At 52.9% G+C, this 19,094-nt stretch carries 13 protein-coding genes; 2 read left to right on the top strand and 11 right to left on the bottom strand.

Translation table 11 applies throughout. The features are described from left to right. Positions 1-173 precede the first annotated feature (173 nt). Together arcB and JLG71_RS02700 are read right to left on the bottom strand one after the other, a co-directional pair. Positions 174-2,513, bottom strand: a complete 2,340-nt coding sequence (gene arcB / locus JLG71_RS02705; protein WP_025108151.1) for an aerobic respiration two-component sensor histidine kinase ArcB — start codon at positions 2,511-2,513, stop codon at positions 174-176. A 131-nt stretch (positions 2,514-2,644) separates the two neighbouring features. Beyond that, a complete protein-coding gene (locus JLG71_RS02700; protein WP_014226987.1) occupies positions 2,645-3,580 on the bottom strand; it encodes a TIGR01212 family radical SAM protein in 936 nt (311 codons plus the stop codon). A 673-nt stretch (positions 3,581-4,253) separates the two neighbouring features. Between JLG71_RS02700 and gltB the strand changes: the two genes are divergently transcribed. Together gltB and gltD are read left to right on the top strand one after the other, a co-directional pair. Further along, on the top strand, positions 4,254-8,714 hold the full coding sequence (gene gltB / locus JLG71_RS02695) for a glutamate synthase large subunit (RefSeq protein ID WP_025108152.1): 4,461 nt from the start codon (positions 4,254-4,256) through the stop codon (positions 8,712-8,714). A gap of 9 nt (positions 8,715-8,723) precedes the next feature. Beyond that, complete coding sequence (gene gltD, locus JLG71_RS02690) at positions 8,724-10,142, top strand: glutamate synthase subunit GltD (RefSeq protein WP_004854608.1); 1,419 nt, start codon at positions 8,724-8,726, stop codon at positions 10,140-10,142. Between the two features lie 53 nt (positions 10,143-10,195). On the opposite strand, the gene JLG71_RS02685 is transcribed toward gltD, so the two are convergent. The 9 genes from JLG71_RS02685 to zapE all read right to left on the bottom strand — a co-directional run bounded on the left by JLG71_RS02685 (position 10,196) and on the right by zapE (position 19,048). Then, a complete protein-coding gene (locus JLG71_RS02685) occupies positions 10,196-10,756 on the bottom strand; it encodes a DUF1120 domain-containing protein (protein WP_102804003.1) in 561 nt (186 codons plus the stop codon). After that, complete coding sequence (locus JLG71_RS02680) at positions 10,747-13,161, bottom strand: fimbrial biogenesis usher protein (protein WP_200913962.1); 2,415 nt, start codon at positions 13,159-13,161, stop codon at positions 10,747-10,749. The genes JLG71_RS02685 and JLG71_RS02680 overlap by 10 nt, the downstream gene beginning before the upstream one ends. A gap of 9 nt (positions 13,162-13,170) precedes the next feature. Beyond that, on the bottom strand, positions 13,171-13,881 hold the full coding sequence (locus tag JLG71_RS02675) for a fimbria/pilus chaperone family protein (RefSeq protein ID WP_154905606.1): 711 nt from the start codon (positions 13,879-13,881) through the stop codon (positions 13,171-13,173). 106 nt (positions 13,882-13,987) lie between these two features. Further along, positions 13,988-14,665 carry a DUF1120 domain-containing protein gene (locus JLG71_RS02670; protein WP_025108156.1) on the bottom strand — a complete coding sequence of 226 codons (678 nt, stop codon included), beginning with the start codon at positions 14,663-14,665 and terminating at the stop codon, positions 13,988-13,990. Between the two features lie 751 nt (positions 14,666-15,416). Further along, positions 15,417-15,905: a ClpXP protease specificity-enhancing factor gene (sspB, locus tag JLG71_RS02665; protein ID WP_200914300.1), complete on the bottom strand. Its 489-nt coding sequence runs from the start codon at positions 15,903-15,905 to the stop codon at positions 15,417-15,419. A 3-nt stretch (positions 15,906-15,908) separates the two neighbouring features. Continuing rightward, on the bottom strand, positions 15,909-16,547 hold the full coding sequence (gene sspA, locus JLG71_RS02660; protein ID WP_014226997.1) for a stringent starvation protein SspA: 639 nt from the start codon (positions 16,545-16,547) through the stop codon (positions 15,909-15,911). A gap of 311 nt (positions 16,548-16,858) precedes the next feature. After that, positions 16,859-17,251 carry a 30S ribosomal protein S9 gene (rpsI, locus tag JLG71_RS02655; RefSeq protein WP_000829815.1) on the bottom strand — a complete coding sequence of 131 codons (393 nt, stop codon included), beginning with the start codon at positions 17,249-17,251 and terminating at the stop codon, positions 16,859-16,861. Between the two features lie 15 nt (positions 17,252-17,266). Further along, positions 17,267-17,695, bottom strand: coding sequence for a 50S ribosomal protein L13 (gene rplM, locus JLG71_RS02650; protein ID WP_004106200.1), 429 nt, complete (start codon positions 17,693-17,695; stop codon positions 17,267-17,269). Between the two features lie 219 nt (positions 17,696-17,914). Continuing rightward, positions 17,915-19,048 carry a cell division protein ZapE gene (zapE, locus tag JLG71_RS02645; RefSeq protein WP_025108157.1) on the bottom strand — a complete coding sequence of 378 codons (1,134 nt, stop codon included), beginning with the start codon at positions 19,046-19,048 and terminating at the stop codon, positions 17,915-17,917. Positions 19,049-19,094: the final 46 nt, after the last annotated feature.

Here is a 19,094-nt window from a genome sequence, read left to right as displayed (position 1 = left end):
CTTCACATATTTTACTGTTTCATGTAACAAACTATTTAAGGTTTGCTATCTTAATGAGCGAGTAAGCCAAATCCTCAGGTTGCGCCGTGTAAAAAAATCACTCAAATGATTCTGGCGTAACGACCAGTTCCCTGGTGTTGGCGCAGTATTCGCGCACCCCGGTTTATCCGGGGTCATTTTTTATCTGCCGCCGCGACCCACGCTTTCAGCACCGCGACATCGTTTTGCCACTCTGATTTCATCTCTTCAACCCATTCACCCACGTTATCCGACCACGCAGGTAAATCCGGCGTCTGAATCTGCTGCCCTAATTGCTGGATATGGCGCAAACCGATTGAGCCCGCTGCCCCTTTAATCTTATGACCCTCATCGACAATGCCTTTCTGGTCGCGAGCGGTTAAATTGGATTCCAGGACCGCCAGGTAGCCCGGCATCATTCTTTCAAAAACGGCCAGACCGTCATTAATCAGCTTCGGCCCTACCAGTTCGATATACTGCTCAAGCATCGGAATATCCAGTACAGAAGCCGATTTACTGCTATCTACAGATGGCATTGCATTCTCCTCTTCTTCCGGCGCATCCCAGAATTTTTTGATAATCGCGGTTAATGCCGGAACCGATAATGGCTTACTAAGAACATCATCCATTCCCGCATCCAGATACTCTTTCTTGTTCTTCAGCACGTTAGCGGTAAGCGCCACCAGCGGCGGGAGCTCATCGGCGGCAAAGCGTTGTTTCAGCTGACGAGAAATATCGAGTCCAGTCATATCCGGCAGCTGAATATCAAGCAGAACCAGATCGTACTCGCCGGGTACAAACATCTCCAGCGCAGCCTTGCCGGTCATCGCCACATCCACGCTGTTGCCCAGCTTCTCCAGTACCGAGCGCGCCACGATCACGTTGAGCTCAATATCTTCTACCAGCAGCACGTTCAGCGCAGGTAATGGCATTTCATCTTCCGCCAGCGTGTCCTCGACCTCTTCAGCCACGGCCGGAGCGTGTACGGTAAGCGTAAAAGTCGCGCCTTTACCCGGGAGGCTGGTAACGCAAATATCACCGCCCATATTCCGCGCCAGCCGCCGCGATACGGCGAGGCCGATGCCGGTACCCGTCGCTGGCTTGCCGCCCTGGCTATCTTTCACCTGGTAATACATAGCGAAAATTTTATCCTGTTCCGCTTCAGGGATGCCAATCCCTGAATCTTCTACTTCAAAGTGCAGGATATCTCCTTCGTCGTAGCGCACGCGGACGTTCACATTCCCGCCTTGCGGAGTAAATTTCACGGCATTACTAATAAGATTCCACAAGATTTGGCGCAAACGCGTTCCGTCGGTGATCACTTTATGCGGCAGCGGAAGCGTGGGGTCCAGCACAAAATGCAGGCCTTTCTGCTGCGCCTGCAGGCCGGAGAGATTTTCCAGGTCGGCCAGGAAGCCGGTAAAGTCCACCGGCTGGTTATCCAACTGAATTTTACGCCGCTCCATCTTATCCATCTCAATAATATCATTGAAGATATTACCCAGCGTTACCGCTGAGACGTGGATGGTTTTCAGGTATCTTTCCTGTTCATCGGTAAGGTCGGTATCCAGAAGGATTCGGCTAAGGCCTACGATGCCGTTAAGCGGCGTACGCAGCTCGTGGCTGATCGTTGAGATAAAGGTGGTCTTATCACGGCTGGCCCGCTCCAACGCGTCCTGATAGCGCTTACGCTCCGTAATATCGCGGCCAAACCCCATCAGACCGCGGCGCTTACCGACGCGGTCATAATAAGGCACTTTGCGGATTTCAAAGCAGGCCTTGCGCCCGTCCGGATAATCCAGCCACTGCTCGTAGGTGAGCGATACGTTATGGCGGAAGACTTTCTCATCCGTCTCCAGCACCTTCTCCGCCACCTCTTCGCTGTAAACATCCTGCGGCTTAAGATGAATAAGCTGCTTTTCACTTTTACCGGTCAACAGTTCCATGGCTCGGTTACAGCCAGAAAACTCTTTATCTTCATTACGATAGAAAACCAGGTCCGGAGAGGCATCCAGGAAGGAGCGCAAGAAGGAGGATTGCTGTTCCAGCTGAATTTGCGCCTCTTCACGCTCTTTCATCTCAATTTTCAGCTGCTCAAGCGTCGTTTCACGTTCCGCTTCCGCCTTTTCACGTTCGCCGATTTCCTGATTAAGCTGGGCGATGTTGTCCTTAAGCTGCACATTCAGCTTGAGATCGCGTTCGCGCATCTCCTCCAGTTTCTCCACCAGCCTCGAGAGGCGCTGCCGGGACTCTTCCAGCTGCTCAACCACCACCGACAGGAAATAGACCGCCCACGGGGTAATCAGCAAGCCAAAGAAGATGGAGCGGATCACATCAATACTTTCCACCTGGCCGTGCAGCACCATCGTCACGGCCATCTGCACAACGATCGCCAGCACCACCAGCGCAAAGGCCAGCAGCATTGAAAAGCGCACCAGACCCAGCTTCATCATCAGGTCAACATAATACTGCGCCAGCATACGGATTTGCTTCATAAGGGATTCCTTCGCGACAACTTCGCACAATAATACTCAATTCTGAGCAAGACGCTGTAAGTTGTGCCAAAAATGCGGAAAGGATTGTAGTTACGCGCCTGACGGTGGAGAGCCGTCAGCCGGAAAAGACGTTATTCGGCAGCAGCCGGAGAGATCCAGCAACGCCCGATGGCTGACCCCTGCACGCCGTATTCATTGAGATATTTATCCAGCTCAACCATCCCGGTCCAACGGTTCTCACACCACAGCGGCGCCAGCAACGTCGGGCGTCGGGCGCTGGCGGAGATACGGTGATAAATCACGTCTGGCGGAGTATGGCGAATCATCTCTCCTGCAGTGACCGTATACGCTTCCAGCGCAATACCGTTTAACCTGCCGGCCTGCCACGCCCTGGCCATGATACTGCCCTTCACAATATGAAGTGGATGCAGCTTAATGCCGTCTACGCCGGTCTCTACCACCTGCGCTAAGGTCTCCAGACATTCGCGCTGCCCTTCGCCCGGCAGGCCCACGATAAGGTGGCTACACACTTTGAGGCCGCGCTCGCGTGCCAGACGGGTGGTTCGCTGATAGCAGGCAAAATCGTGGCCGCGATTGATTCGGTGCAGCGTTTTATCATGCGCGGTCTGTAAACCCAGCTCGAGCCAGACTTCATACCCCTGCTCCCGATATTCAGTCAGCAGATCCAGTACCGCGCCGGGGACGCAGTCCGGGCGAGTCCCTACGCATAGCCCGACAATATTCGCCTGGCTGACCGCCTGCTGATACATAGCGCGCAGCACCTGCACCTCGGCAAAAGTGCTGGTATAAGCCTGGAAATAGGCCAGATAGCGCTTTGCACGATTCACCCGCTGCGCCTGATGGGCCAGCTGTTCAGCAATCGAGCGGTGCTGCTGCTCTTCATCGGCAAAAGAGGCCACATTACAGAACGTACAGCCGCCGCGACCAATAGTGCCATCGCGATTTGGGCAGCTAAATCCACCATGCAGCGTCAGTTTATGAACCTTTTCACCATAGCGGCGCATAAGATCCCCACCAAACATATTGACTAATTTTTGTAACTGCATAATCTGATAGACCGGCCTTAAGAAAGGGGCCAAGCCTGCCATTTTTAGCTACCGACGGCGATGACCTGGATCAATCGTCAACGCGGCTGCCTATCTCATTGCATAAACACTCAAGATAACTGCAATTTAATTCATCCTTATGGTAATGAGTTTTCCTTATATATAGCCGCTGATTTGCCATTATCTTTACCAGGGCATAAAACAGTATCAGTCACCGCAAATCAAACAAAAACCAGTTTAAAAAACTGCAATGAAAAAACAATTCAGCACAGAAGGATAATGTCTCGCCGTCGATATAGTGAGACAGATCACACTCAATTATGACGACCGGTACGTTTCCCTGGCATTTAAAATGCCATTATTTTCTTAAAAATCATTAAATTAGGTGTTGTATAGCACATTTTTGTATAAATAAGATTGCCATTTGACGTATGTGTGGATTCCCGATAAGTTGGGAATCCGCTGGAAGCTTTCTGGATGAGTGCTCTGCTCATCATATTTATGCAGTAATTGAGATTCCCTCTTAACAGCAAGTCCTCAAACTTGTGTACCGATGCGAAAAGGATTTAAAGAGGGCGAATGCGAGGTGTAAACCCCGTCGCCATGCTCTTTCTGTGCCCGTGCGCAATCGGTATCGGAGGGTGTCCCGTAGAGCCTGGGGAGGTTCACTGATATGTTGTACGATAAATCCCTTGAGAGGGATAACTGTGGTTTCGGCCTGATCGCCCACATAGAAGGCGAACCTAGCCACAAGGTAGTGCGAACCGCTATACACGCACTGGCCCGAATGCAGCACCGCGGCGCGATTCTTGCCGATGGAAAAACCGGCGACGGTTGTGGCTTGCTGCTACAAAAACCCGATCGTTTCTTCCGAATTGTTGCGGAAGAGCGCGGCTGGCGTTTAGCCAAAAATTATGCCGTTGGGATGCTGTTCCTTAATAAGGATCCTGAACTGGCCAAAGCGGCGCGCCGCATCGTCGAAGAAGAACTTCAACGCGAAACGCTGTCTATCGTCGGCTGGCGCGATGTGCCGACCAATGAAGGCGTGCTCGGTGAAATCGCCCTCTCCTCGCTGCCTCGTATTGAACAAATCTTTGTGAACGCCCCGGCTGGCTGGCGTCCGCGCGATATGGAACGCCGTTTATTCATCGCGCGTCGCCGTATCGAAAAGCGTCTGCAGGAAGATAAAGATTTCTACGTTTGCAGCCTGTCGAACCTGGTCAACATTTATAAAGGTCTGTGTATGCCGGCGGATCTGCCGCGCTTCTACCTGGACCTCGCGGACCTGCGCCTGGAGTCGGCAATCTGCCTGTTCCACCAGCGCTTTTCCACCAACACCGTGCCGCGCTGGCCGCTGGCGCAGCCGTTCCGCTATCTGGCGCACAACGGCGAGATCAACACCATCACCGGTAACCGCCAGTGGGCCCGCGCCCGTACCTATAAGTTCCAGACGCCGCTGATCCCGGATCTCCACGACGCCGCGCCGTTCGTCAATGAAACCGGCTCTGACTCCAGTTCGATGGATAACATGCTGGAGCTGCTGCTGGCGGGCGGGATGGACATTATCCGCGCTATGCGCCTGCTGGTTCCGCCAGCCTGGCAGAACAACCCGGATATGGATCCTGAGCTGCGTTCGTTCTTTGACTTTAACTCCATGCATATGGAACCGTGGGACGGCCCGGCGGGCATCGTGATGTCCGATGGTCGTTTCGCCGCCTGTAACCTCGACCGTAACGGCCTGCGTCCGGCGCGCTATGTGATCACGAAAGACAAGCTCATCACCTGCGCCTCCGAAGTCGGTATCTGGGATTACCAGCCGGATGAAGTGGTTGAAAAAGGCCGCGTCGGCCCGGGCGAGCTGATGGTTATCGATACCCGCGAGGGGCGTATTCTGCACTCCGCGGAAACCGACAACGATCTGAAAAGCCGTCACCCGTATAAAGAGTGGATGGCGAAAAACGTCCGTCGTCTGGTGCCGTTCGAAGAGCTGCCGGATGAAGAAGTCGGTAGCCGCCAGCTGGATGATGATACCCTCGCCAGCTACCAGAAACAGTTCAACTACAGCGCCGAAGAGCTGGACTCCGTCCTGCGCGTACTGGGTGAAAACGGCCAGGAAGCGGTCGGCTCAATGGGCGACGATACCCCATTTGCCGTGCTCTCCAGCCAGCCGCGTATCATTTACGATTACTTCCGCCAGCAGTTCGCGCAGGTGACCAACCCGCCGATCGACCCGCTGCGCGAAGCGCACGTCATGTCGCTGGCCACCAGCATCGGCCGTGAAATGAACGTCTTCTGCGAAGCGGAAGGCCAGGCGCACCGCCTGAGTTTCAAGTCGCCGATTCTGCTGTACTCCGATTTTAAACAGCTGACCACCATGGAAGAGGAGCACTATCGCGCCGACGTCCTGGATATCACTTTTGATGCCACCGAAACCACGCTGGCTGAAACCGTGAAGGCGCTGTGCGATAAAGCCGAACAAATGGTGCGCAGCGGTACCGTTCTGCTGGTGCTCTCTGACCGCAACATCGCCAAAAACCGTCTGCCGGTACCGGCTCCGATGGCGGTAGGCGCGATCCAGACCCGACTGGTCGATAAAAGCCTGCGCTGCGATGCCAACATTATTGTCGAAACCGCCAGCGCCCGCGATCCGCACCACTTTGCCGTGCTGCTCGGCTTCGGCGCGACGGCGATCTACCCGTATCTCGCCTATGAAACCCTGGCGAAGCTGGTGGATAACAAAGCCATCGACAAAGCGTACCGCGCGGTGATGCTGAACTATCGTAACGGCATCAACAAAGGTCTGTATAAGATCATGTCGAAGATGGGGATTTCGACTATTGCCTCCTATCGCTGCTCGAAGCTGTTTGAGGCGGTCGGTCTGCATCGCGAAGTGTCCGACCTGTGCTTCCAGGGCGTCGTCAGCCGTATCGGCGGCGCGGGCTTCGAGGATTTCCAGCAGGATCTGCTGAACCTGTCGAAACGTGCCTGGCTGGCGCGTAAACCGTTGGATCAGGGCGGCCTGCTGAAATACGTCCACGGCGGCGAATATCACGCCTATAACCCTGACGTGGTGCGCACGCTGCAACAAGCGGTACAAAGCGGCGAATACAGCGATTACCAGCAGTACGCGAAGCTGGTTAACGAGCGCCCGGCAGCAACGCTGCGCGATCTGCTGTGCGTAACGCCGGACGGAACCACGGTGAACCTGGACGACGTTGAGCCGGCCAGCGAACTGTTCAAACGCTTCGATACCGCGGCGATGTCTATCGGCGCGCTGAGCCCGGAAGCGCACGAAGCGCTGGCGGAAGCAATGAACAGCATCGGCGGTAACTCCAACTCCGGCGAAGGCGGCGAAGATCCGGCACGCTACGGCACCAATAAAGTCTCGCGCATCAAGCAGGTCGCCTCCGGCCGCTTCGGCGTGACCCCGGCTTACCTGGTTAACGCCGACGTTATTCAGATTAAAGTCGCTCAGGGCGCGAAGCCCGGCGAAGGCGGCCAGCTGCCGGGTGATAAAGTCACCCCCTATATCGCCAAGCTGCGCTATTCCGTACCCGGCGTAACGCTGATCTCCCCGCCGCCGCACCACGATATTTACTCTATCGAGGATCTGGCTCAGCTGATTTTCGACCTGAAGCAGGTTAACCCGAAAGCGATGATCTCCGTGAAGCTGGTTTCTGAACCGGGCGTCGGAACTATCGCCACCGGCGTAGCCAAAGCCTATGCGGATTTGATCACCATTGCCGGCTACGATGGCGGCACCGGCGCCAGCCCGCTCTCTTCCGTGAAGTATGCGGGTTGTCCGTGGGAACTGGGACTGGTGGAAACCCAGCAGGCGCTGGTTGCCAACGGGCTGCGCCACAAAATTCGTCTGCAGGTGGACGGCGGTCTGAAAACCGGCCTTGATATCATCAAAGCGGCCATCCTCGGGGCTGAGAGCTTCGGCTTCGGTACCGGCCCGATGGTCGCGCTGGGCTGTAAATATCTGCGTATTTGCCACCTGAACAACTGCGCAACCGGCGTAGCGACTCAGGATGACAAACTGCGTAAGAACCACTATCACGGTCTGCCGTTTAAGGTCACCAACTACTTTGAATTCATCGCCCGCGAAACGCGCGAGCTGATGGCGCAGCTGGGCGTGAAGCGTCTGGTGGATCTGATTGGCCGTACCGACCTGCTGAAAGAGCTGGACGGTTTTACCGCCAAACAGCAGAAGCTGGATCTGAGCAAGCTGCTGGAAACCGCGGAGCCGCATCCTGGCAAAGCGCTGTACTGCACAGAGAACAATCCGCCGTTCGACAATGGCGTACTCAATGCTCAGCTGCTGCAGCAGGCAAAACCGTACGTTGACAGCAAGCAGAGCAAAACTTTCTGGTTCGATATCCGCAACACCGACCGCTCCGTTGGCGCATCGCTGTCCGGCTATATCGCCCAGACCCACGGTGACCAGGGCCTGGCAGCCGATCCGATTATCGCCCACTTTAGCGGTACCGCGGGTCAGAGCTTCGGCGTGTGGAATGCCGGCGGCGTTGAGCTGCATCTGACCGGCGACGCAAACGACTATGTGGGTAAAGGGATGGCCGGCGGCCTGCTCGCCATTCGTCCTCCGGTAGGCTCGGCCTTCCGTAGCCATGAAGCCAGCATCATCGGCAACACCTGTCTGTACGGTGCGACCGGCGGTCGTCTGTATGCTGCGGGTCGTGCAGGCGAGCGTTTCGCGGTACGTAACTCCGGTGCGATCACCGTCGTCGAAGGCATTGGCGACAATGGCTGTGAATACATGACCGGCGGTATCGTCTGCGTGCTGGGCAAAACCGGCGTCAACTTTGGCGCAGGCATGACCGGCGGCTTTGGTTACGTTCTGGATGAAGACGGCGACTTCCGCAAACGCGTGAACCCTGAGCTGGTAGAAGTGCTGGACGTTGACTCTCTGGCCATCCATGAAGAGCACCTGCGCGGTTTAATTACCGAGCACGTGCAGCTTACCGGTTCGCAGCGCGGTGAAGAGATTCTGGCCAACTGGCCGGCCTTCTCAGCGAAGTTTGCGCTGGTTAAACCGAAGTCCAGCGATGTTAAAGCACTGTTGGGTCACCGTAGTCGTTCCGCAGCTGAGCTGCGGGTGCAGGCGCAGTAAGGGGTTAAGATGAGTCAGAATGTCTATCAATTTATCGACTTACAGCGAGTTGATCCGCCAAAGAAAGCGCTGAAGATCCGTAAAATTGAATTTGTGGAAATTTACGAGCCGTTTTCAGAAGGCCAGGCTAAAGCACAGGCAGACCGCTGTCTGTCCTGCGGCAACCCGTACTGCGAATGGAAGTGCCCGGTTCATAACTACATCCCGAACTGGCTGAAGCTGGCCAACGAAGGGCGTATTTTTGAAGCGGCGGAACTGTCGCATCAGACCAATACCCTACCGGAAGTGTGCGGGCGCGTTTGCCCGCAGGACCGCCTGTGCGAAGGTTCCTGCACGCTGAACGATGAGTTCGGCGCGGTAACCATCGGTAACATTGAGCGCTATATCAACGATAAAGCGTTCGAAATGGGCTGGCGTCCTGACCTTAGCGGCGTAAAACAAACCGGTAAAACCGTCGCCATCATCGGCGCGGGCCCGGCGGGCCTGGCGTGCGCCGACGTATTGACCCGTAACGGCGTGAAGGCGGTGGTCTTCGATCGCCATCCGGAGATCGGCGGCCTGCTGACCTTTGGTATTCCGGCCTTTAAGCTGGAGAAAGAGGTGATGACCCGTCGTCGCGAGATCTTTACCGGTATGGGCATCGAGTTCAAACTGAATATCGAAGTGGGCCGCGATGTACAGCTCGACGATCTGCTGAAAGATTACGATGCGGTGTTCCTCGGCGTCGGAACCTATCAGTCTATGCGCGGCGGGCTGGAAAACGAAGACGCCAGCGGGGTCTTTGATGCGCTGCCGTTCCTCATCGCCAATACCAAGCAGATCATGGGCTTTGGTGAAACGGCGGATGAACCGTACGTTAGCATGGAAGGCAAGCGCGTCGTGGTTCTCGGCGGTGGCGACACCGCAATGGACTGCGTGCGTACCTCGATCCGCCAGAACGCCACCCACGTCATCTGCGCCTATCGCCGTGATGAGGAGAACATGCCGGGATCGAAGCGCGAAGTGAAAAACGCGCGTGAAGAAGGCGTGGAATTCCAGTTCAACGTTCAACCGCTGGGCATTGAAGTGAATGCCAACGGTAAAGTCTGCGGCGTGAAGATGGCGCGTACGGAGATGGGCCAGCCGGATGCAAAAGGCCGCCGCCGCGCGGAAATCGTGGCCGGTTCTGAGCATGTGGTGCCCGCCGATGCCGTGGTGATGGCGTTTGGTTTCCGCCCACACAGCATGGAATGGCTGGCGAAGCACAGCGTCGAGCTCGATTCTCAGGGCCGCGTGATTGCGCCGGAAGGTAGCGACAACGCCTTCCAGACCAGCAACCCGAAAATCTTCGCCGGTGGCGATATCGTTCGCGGCTCTGACCTGGTGGTCACCGCAATTGCCGAAGGCCGTAAGGCGGCTGACGGCATCCTGAACTACCTGGAAGTGTAAAAAACAAAACGCCGGATGAGAAAATCGTCCGGCGTTTAGCGTTTAGCTAAGTGCTATTTGATGAGCAGTCGCCAGGCGATATCCGCTTCAATTGTTGTGTTATCGGTATTTCCACTGAACATACTCTCGTTGAGCACGGGGAACAGCATCACGCGAAAACTCATCTGCTTCCCTTGCGGCACAACATTATTTTCTACGGCGATCACCGCCTCATTGTTACGCACATACAGAGGAGATGTTGTCCCGCTCTCCGGCGTAAAGTTCAGCTGGTCCACTGTTTTTCCAGCGCTGTAGGACTTGCCATCAACGGTAATATTTTCAACCTTAAGCCCAACCCCACCGCGAGCGCCAAACAAAAAGCGACCTTTCTCGCCAGCAGCACCCTGAACCAGCACCGCCATCTGATGCATTTCAGAACAGGAAACATTCACATTCACTTCCCACTCAGAAAGTTTGTGCCAATTCTGGGTAGTAGAAACAATGTCATCACGGCGTATCTGGTTATAATCAATTTTTGTCCGGGAGAGCGTAATCTGGCACTCTTCGGCACGAACGGCGCCTGACAGCAGCATTCCCGCAGATAACAGCATCCCTATCCACTGATTCATCGACATACGCCGTCCACCTCTTCGTAAAATGCGTCTTCATCCCTCTTGTCGCTTAAGATGTAATCAATCTTGCACAGTCGGTTATTATCGTCGTCCATGACATACAGTGCCGAAACCTGCTCAGCCTCATTAAGGAAAACATGCCCGTCATCCACGCTGGTGACAACATAATTGCCTTTCTCATCAACGATGGATAATCCCTTATCCAGCGCCCTGTTATCCGCACGCTTAACGCGGATCATCACCCGACGGTTATTCAGGACTTTAAAACCGACTTCGCTCACCGAAGCATGCGCAGCTGCCACATACTTTGTTCCATTTGCCAGCGTCATACTCGCTGGCAGCTTGTTCGCATCAATTTCAATGCGCGAATTACGCCACTCATTCAGCCCAGGGATAACAGCCTGCCCCCAATAATCGGTCCAGACCGTCCCCTGCGGAGTACTGATTTCAACGCCAGCTTTCGATTCACTCAGTTTTGCAATGGCAAACGTATTCCGAATGGTATAAGGCGTGAAGGTGACGCCGCTTTTATGCGCCGCAACCCCACCTGAGAGCGTGGCATTATAATTACGGTGGCGGGAACCCACGCGCCCGCCGCCAATGCCTAATCGAGTGTAATGTAAGTTAGTGCTCAGGTTGCCGTTAACGCTATTCTCACTCTCTCCCCTGTCCCGATCGACGGAGATATAGTAGTAAGAATCCTGTGACAGTGCGCCAGAGTTCTGTACGCCGTAGCTGTTACGGTTGCCCTGTTTACGCATATAGCTACTGACGCGCTGCGAACCGCCAAACGGAATGCTCAGGTTAACGTAGAGCAGATCATCATCCTGGCGCCCGTCTTTGTTCCCCATCGCTCTCTGCCAGTTAACAGAAACGGTGGCTCGATCGAAGCTCCTGCCCCATGAAAGCAACAGGTAGCGGGAATCATTACCCGCCCCTCTGCTTTGGTTGTAGTTAAAACCAGCGCTAAATGTCCCCCCAGGCGGCGTAAACCAGGCCAAACTGGTGGAATACGTATTGCTATAGGGTTGAAAATCATCGTTCAGCGCGTCCGTCAGTTCACGATAGCCGGGGGTAAAGTGTGCCGCGCTCGCTGACGCACTTAAAGATTCTGCCAGCTTAAGTGAACTCTGTAGCTCAGTTTTCACACCGCTGTTTTTCTCGCCGAATTTTTCCTGGCTTGCGGCCACGCTGGTGGAGGCACTCCAGTTATCGGTCAACAGATATTCAGTATGGACGCCGCCGCCAAGGTAATTTTTCGTTGCCGCACCAGAAGCCAGCAGATTCAGCCGAGGCAATATACGCCAACCGTCAGAGAGGTTAAGCACCCAGGGATTTTCATAATCCCCTTTAATATCGCGTATCTGACCAAAAGAGGCGGCCAGGCCCTGCGGCCGGGAAAGCTTCCGCGCCATGACGGATGCGGCTGGAACAATAAAGCGATTGCTTGAACCATCGGATTCAATAACCGTCACCTCCAGTTCCACATTACTGCTCGCTATCGGTACATCATCGAGCGTGAACGGTCCGGCCGGAACCAGCGTGCTGTAGATAAGTCGTCCGCTCTGACGTACCTCCACGCGGGCCTGAGCATTATGCGCCATTCCTGCAACGCTGACGCCGCTTCCGCTGCCCTGCAAAGCACGGGTAGGCATCAGCTGTACGCCAACGATCGGGGCTCCGCTCAGGACATATGAGCTGGCATTGATCTCCCCGACCTGCGCAGTCATCTTCAACGCGTCAAAAACGTGCTCGGCAAAGGTGTAAACACTTTCAGCATTCTTATCGCCATTATCGTCGGTAAGGATATAGCGGCTACGCAACGACCAGTCGCTGATGTTTATGCCCCCTTCCAGACTGGCCTGAGAATAGAGATTGGTATCGCTGCCGCCATATTCGCTGCGGGTACTGAACAGGTCATAGTTGAGCAATCCAGCTATTCCGCCGTGCTGAAAGTTTTTGATATCACCATTCATCCCGTTCAGCGCCTCCGGCGGGAGATACAGTTCGACCATTTCCTGGCCTGGCAGGGCTTTCACTACCGCCTGCGCGTAGTCATTGACGATGTCATGGCACTCTTCATTCTTTTTCAGGGGGACCGGCATTAACCCGGAAAACTCAATAAAATCACGATCAACGCACAGCGTACCATCCTCGCCAAAACGCGCCGCGACGGTTCCTTTATCCTTACCGTTAATCTTCACCTGCACGGAATGCGTACCGGGGAGAAAGCGCGGAGCTCGCGCAAAATAACGGTTGAGATTGACATTCAATCCGCGTGACTGAATCATCTCGGTATCAAACGTTATCTCTTTGGCTTGTACATCAACGGAACAGAGCGCAGCCAGCGGCAAGATTCCACACAATGACGCACAGGAGCGAGAAGTAAGACGGCGTTTTTTAAACATAGACGCTTCTTATTTTGCATTCAGGTCCGAAATAAAACCAGGTACTTCAACTCCATAGCGGCTAGCAGGATAGAATTGAACTTTATTATCACCATTAATATTTTTTGAAACGGTGATATTTAACGTTTCTCCTGGCAAGATGTAACTTTTACTAATATGCCCCTTCGTACCAGAGGGAAGAAAAACTATCTCGGGAGCCAGACGAACGACATATTTATCAGGATTGACGACTTTTGCAGTATTTCCTGAGCCTGACCACTGCAGATACTTCCACGCATCAGTCACAACGGGAAGGCCCGCGGGGCGAATCAGCACGGGTAAATCCTGACGAATATTGAAGCCGATTTTAATTCTTTTATTTTCACTTTTTGGCGGAATACCTTCAAACGTCACGCGTTTAAAATGCTCGACGTCCAATGGTTTATTATTCTGCAGAATAAAACGGATTTGTTGCGTTTGCCCGGGTTCTACGCGAACCACGGGTTGCGTAGGTATCAGCTTTAAATCCTTACTTTCATCAGGCAAATCAACAACCGTTGTATACAATAATGCGGGGTGCGCATCCGTATTTTTCACGTTCATTGTGCCACTATGAGTCGCCTCATCAATGACTAATAAACTTGTTTCCGGCACCATTCCTTCAGAAAAAACAGAGAGTGAGACAAAAGAGAAAATAGAACAAATAATAATTTTGGCAGATGAATAATTAAAAAAACGCAAAACAAACCCCTTGGATAATTCACACCCCGTGTTAACCACGACAATAAAAATGGGAGCAGCCCAAAATAGTCGCTCCCATTTTATTAATAGCCTATGGTATCAATAATTACAGATAACGCAGGCTGATAGTCAGCTCACCATCCAGCGCAGTGTCATCAGTAATAGCCAGCGTGCTGGTGTTTTGAATAGCCAGAGACGTTACCAGTGGGAAAGTCGCGGTTTTGAATGCAACCGGAGCTTCAGAACCGAAGGCCGCAACAGAAAAGTCGCGGAAAGTGCCTGCGGTGATACCGCCGGTGCTCTTGGCCCACTTAACACCTGAGTCATAATAATCAGCGCTAATAGCGGTCACACCTTCGCCGTCAGCGGTTACGCTATCCACTTTTACGAACATGCCATAAGAACCAATATTGACGTTACCCGCTTTGCCCACGCCGTAAGTCACACGATCGTCATCAAGGGAGTTACCAAGAGCAGTAGCATTTTCAACGGTTAATTTAGCATTAGAACTGCTACGCTCATCAATCAAATTCCAGGATAATTTGGTTGCAGCAGTACAGTTAATGGTCAGGTTGATATTTTTCTGCCCCAGCTGATTAACCGCTGTGGAAGATAATTCACCGAGGTTAATCGTGCCATAGTCCACCACGCCGCCATTATCCAGAGTGGGTGTGCATGCTGCGTTTGTTAAAGTACCCTTTACTTTTAATACAGCAGTAGGATTAGCAGCAATAGCCGAAGTCGCGCTCATTGCCAGAATGGCAGCCAGAAGTGTTTTTTTCATGAGTCAATCCTTAACGTATAATATATTTACATATCTAATAAACGCATTTTAAAAGAAAGAGCGTGTCTTAAATACGAAACGGATAATACGTTAAAGGGTACAATAAAATACACTTAGAAAAATTAACTTTAAATGTAGAAGAACTTAATCAATAGTTAATTCTTATGATTACTTTTTTGCAACTCACGAAAACAAAAAAAACAATAATGAATCGTAGCAAAAACCCAACGATTTTGCGCCTTAACATGGATATTCATTGACTTTGATTATAAAACCGTCATAAACGATAAAAATAATATTGATATATTTTATCATCATAGCGGCAATAAAACACCATTATTCCGAACAGTCATTTACAAGGAAAATAAGTTAATATCAAACACTAGAATATTAATTATATGAATTCAATAAATTCACATAAATTTCTCGCACTATATTATAATTTCAGCCACCCCCTGATGTATTACAGACTCAGCAAGCTCTTTCGCTCATCGGCAACCCAGCTTAATAGCTTAATTAAAGACGTACCAGATAGCGGATATACACTTAAAAGGGGGTGGAAAGGGAATACAATCAACCCAGGAGCCCTACACGGAGTGTAGTAGAAATATGAGGTTTATTAGCGGAGTTTGAAATCAACGCCACGTACCCGCATCGGAGAGTATGAAATAGAGAATTAAAGCGGGGATGCTTTACGGTAATCACGGTGAATGGCAGAAAGTAAAACAGGCCCCGAAGGGCCTGGCAAACATTATTTAACGACGCGCAGCGCCGGACGGCCGCTGCGAGGAGGCGGCGTATCGTCAGGATCGTCGTCGTGATTATCCGGCTTATCGCCATCGATCACCGACATGACCGTTTCGCTGTCAGGCAGCTCTTCGTCATCGTTCAGGCTAGTGACATCTTCATCATAAGCCGCTTCTGGTTCGAACATGGTTCCCGCACCATTCTCGCGCGCGTAAACCGCCAGCACGGCCGCCATCGGCACGGAGACATTGCGCGGCACGCCGCCAAAGCGCGCGTTAAAACGCACTTCGTCGTTGGCCAGCTCGAGGTTACCGACAGCACGTGGGGCAATATTGAGAACAATTTGCCCATCGCGAGCGTACTCCATCGGGACCATTACGCCCGGCAGAGTGACGTCAACGACCAGATGCGGAGTCAGCTGGTTATCCAGCAGCCACTCATAGAACGCTCGTAACAGGTACGGGCGACGCGGCGTCAGCTGTGATACATCCATCATTTAGCCCCGACCGAGACGCATTTCACGTTCGGCTTCAGTTAAAGAAGCGAGGAAAGAGTCGCGCTCAAACACGCGAGTCATATAGCCTTTGAGCTCTTTCGCGCCAGCACCGACCAGCTCTACGCCGAGAACCGGCAGACGCCACAGCAGCGGTGCCAGGTAGCAGTCTACCAGGCTGAACTCATCGCTCAGGAAGTAGGGCTTCTGGGTGAATACTGGCGCAATCGCCTGCAGTTCTTCACGCAGCTGCTTACGCGCAGTATCAGCCTGCGCAGCGGTACCGGTCTGAATGGTATTCATCAACGAATACCAGTCCTTTTCGATACGGTGCATGTACAGACGGCTTTCCCCACGCGCCACCGGATAAACCGGCATTAGCGGCGGATGCGGGAAACGCTCATCCAGGTATTCCATAATGATGCGAGATTCCCACAGAGTGAGCTCACGATCCACAAGCGTCGGTACGCTTTGATTCGGGTTGAGGTCAATCAGATCCTGAGGCGGGTTGTCCTTCTCCACGTGCTCTATCTCAAAACTAACACCTTTTTCGGCCAGCACGATGCGGACCTGATGGCTATAGATGTCAGTAGGACCAGAAAACAGCGTCATTACCGAACGTTTGTTGGCAGCGACAGCCATGAAAACCTCCAGGTATATTCAGAATTTTTGTACTGCTGCCGACCACGCATGGCCAGCCAGATGTAAAAACCCCATTTGCGTGACTTCATTTCGTTCGTCATCCAAACAAAAAATGAACAATCACCTGCATTTGGGCAGAAAATTGGATGATAGTTTACCAGATTTTGAAGACGTTGTGGTGAGGGGATTCTGGAAATGCTGAAAAAGTGGTAATAATGGGGCGTTTGTAGAGGGAAAATGGCAAATTTATCCATAAAAAAACCCGCCGAAGCGGGTTTTTTCGCAAATTGTTCTGCGTGAGCAGAAAACAATTAACGTTTGGAGAACTGCGGACGACGACGTGCTTTACGCAGGCCGACTTTCTTACGTTCAACCTGACGAGCATCACGAGTAACGAAGCCAGCTTTACGCAGTTCGCCACGCAGGGACTCATCGTACTCCATCAGAGCGCGGGTGATACCGTGACGGATCGCACCAGCCTGACCAGAGATACCACCACCTTTAACGGTGATGTACAGATCTAATTTCTCAACCATGTCGACCAGTTCCAGCGGCTGACGAACTACCATGCGGGCAGTTTCACGACCGAAGTACTGTTCCAGAGAACGCTGGTTGATAACGATTTTACCGTTGCCCGGTTTGATGAAAACGCGAGCTGCGGAACTTTTGCGGCGACCGGTGCCGTAGTATTGATTTTCAGCCATTGCCTATAATCCCGATTAGATGTCAAGAACTTGCGGTTGCTGTGCCGCGTGGTTGTGCTCGTTACCCGCGTAAACTTTCAGCTTACGGTACATAGCACGACCCAGCGGGCCTTTTGGCAGCATGCCTTTAACCGCGATTTCAATCACACGCTCAGGACGGCGGGCAATCATCTCTTCAAAGGTCGCTTCTTTGATACCACCGATGTGGCCGGTGTGGTGGTAGTACATTTTGTCTTCGCGCTTGTTGCCGGTTACAGCAACTTTTTCTGCGTTCAGAACGATGATGTAATCACCGGTATCAACGTGCGGAGTGTATTCCGCTTTATGCTTGCCGCGCAGGCGCAGAGCCAGTTCGGAAGCCAGACGGCCCAGAGTTTTACCGGTCGCGTCAACAACATACCAGTCGCGTTTTACGGTTTCTGGTTTAGCTGTAAAAGTTTTCATTAAAAGCTTACCCAAATAAATAAGTTACACGTTGGTGAACACCCAAACGTTTAGTTAGTTGAGGTTCACACGACATTGTCCAGCAAACCTACCCCTTCGAATAGCCTATGCCGGCACATAGAAAGTTTTGGGAAAAAAACCTTCTCGTAACGTGGGGTCGCAAGATTATAGAGAAGTCGGGGTCAAAGATCGACCCCTTTATGTGATTTGTCCCCGGTTTTACCCCGCCAGGTGTTCCCGCTTCAGATACTCCTCGCTCTGCATCTCCTGCAGGCGCGATAAACAGCGCTGGAACTCGAATTTTAATCTCTCGCCCTGATAGATCTCATACAGCGGTACCGCCGCGCTGACCACCAGCTTGACGTGGCGCTCATAGAACTCATCGACCAGGGCGATAAAGCGCCGCGCCTCGCTCTCCATCAGTCCGGTCATCACCGGCACATCAAAGAGCATCACGGTATGAAACAGACGCGAGAGCGCAATATAGTCGTGCTGGCTACGCGCATCCACGCACAGCGTGGCGAAGGAAGCCGCCAGCGTCTGGTTCTCAACGCCCAGCGTCGGCAGCGGGCGATGGTTGATCTCCAGCGTTGGCATCTGCTCGCGCTTCGCCCCCGCCAGCGCCAGCCACAGTTTATCCATCTGCTGCTGCGTCTCAGCGTTCAGCGGCGACAGCCACAAATGCGCCTGGGTTAGCGTGCGCAGGCGGTAATCAATACCGGCGTCGACATTCATCACATCGCAATGCTGTTTAATGGCGTCGATGGCGGGCAGGAAACGAGCGCGCTGAAGGCCGTTGCGGTACAGCTCGTCAGGCGGAATATTCGACGTCGCCACCAGGGTTATGCCGCGGGCAAACAGCGCTTTCATCAGGCCGCCCAGCAGCATTGCATCGGTAATATCAGAAACGAAAAACTCATCGAAGCAGAGCACATCGGTTTCAGCTTTAAAGCGATCCGCGACGATTTCCAGCGGATCGCTGTGCCCCTGCAGCGACGTTAACTCTTCATGAACCCGCAGCATAAAGCGATGAAAGTGCAGACGTTGTTTACGTTCTCCCGGCAAACTTTGATAGAACAGATCCATCAACCAGGTTTTTCCTCTGCCGACGCCGCCCCACATATAGAGGCCGCGAACGGCAGCCGTTTCGGCAACGGGTTCGCGCTTGCCCAGCAGTTTGCCAAATTTGGCCCGCAGACCGCCGCCGGTTTGCGGCGCGACCGAAGGTTTATTCTGCAGTTCTTGATAAATCGTATCGAGGCGGCTGACCGCTTCTCGCTGGACGTCGTCAGGTTGATGGCTCCCCTCCTTGAGAGAGGAAAGGTAACGCGATGTTGGGGACAGGCTTTGCATGATCTAATTGTTATTCCTTGAAAACCGTAATGCCGTAGCTCACGAT

It is taken from the genome of Klebsiella michiganensis (assembly GCF_015139575.1).
Classification (GTDB): Bacteria; Pseudomonadota; Gammaproteobacteria; order Enterobacterales; family Enterobacteriaceae; genus Klebsiella; species Klebsiella michiganensis.
The sequence above is the reverse complement of the archived record's forward strand: the minus strand, read 5'-3'. Positions and strand labels throughout refer to the sequence as shown.

Bases quoted from the DNA above. Each gene is read 5' to 3' on its own strand.
- arcB (WP_025108151.1), bottom strand. From the start codon at position 2,513: ATGAAGCAAATCCGTATGCTGGCGCAGTATTATGTTGACCTGATGATG.
- JLG71_RS02700 (WP_014226987.1), bottom strand. From the start codon at position 3,580: ATGCAGTTACAAAAATTAGTCAATATGTTTGGTGGGGATCTTATGCGC.
- gltB (WP_025108152.1), top strand. From the start codon at position 4,254: ATGTTGTACGATAAATCCCTTGAGAGGGATAACTGTGGTTTCGGCCTG.
- gltD (WP_004854608.1), top strand. From the start codon at position 8,724: ATGAGTCAGAATGTCTATCAATTTATCGACTTACAGCGAGTTGATCCG.
- JLG71_RS02685 (WP_102804003.1), bottom strand. From the start codon at position 10,756: ATGTCGATGAATCAGTGGATAGGGATGCTGTTATCTGCGGGAATGCTG.
- JLG71_RS02680 (WP_200913962.1), bottom strand. From the start codon at position 13,161: ATGTTTAAAAAACGCCGTCTTACTTCTCGCTCCTGTGCGTCATTGTGT.
- JLG71_RS02670 (WP_025108156.1), bottom strand. From the start codon at position 14,665: ATGAAAAAAACACTTCTGGCTGCCATTCTGGCAATGAGCGCGACTTCG.
- sspB (WP_200914300.1), bottom strand. From the start codon at position 15,905: ATGGATGTATCACAGCTGACGCCGCGTCGCCCGTACCTGTTACGAGCG.
- sspA (WP_014226997.1), bottom strand. From the start codon at position 16,547: ATGGCTGTCGCTGCCAACAAACGTTCGGTAATGACGCTGTTTTCTGGT.
- rpsI (WP_000829815.1), bottom strand. From the start codon at position 17,251: ATGGCTGAAAATCAATACTACGGCACCGGTCGCCGCAAAAGTTCCGCA.
- rplM (WP_004106200.1), bottom strand. From the start codon at position 17,695: ATGAAAACTTTTACAGCTAAACCAGAAACCGTAAAACGCGACTGGTAT.
- zapE (WP_025108157.1), bottom strand. From the start codon at position 19,048: ATGCAAAGCCTGTCCCCAACATCGCGTTACCTTTCCTCTCTCAAGGAG.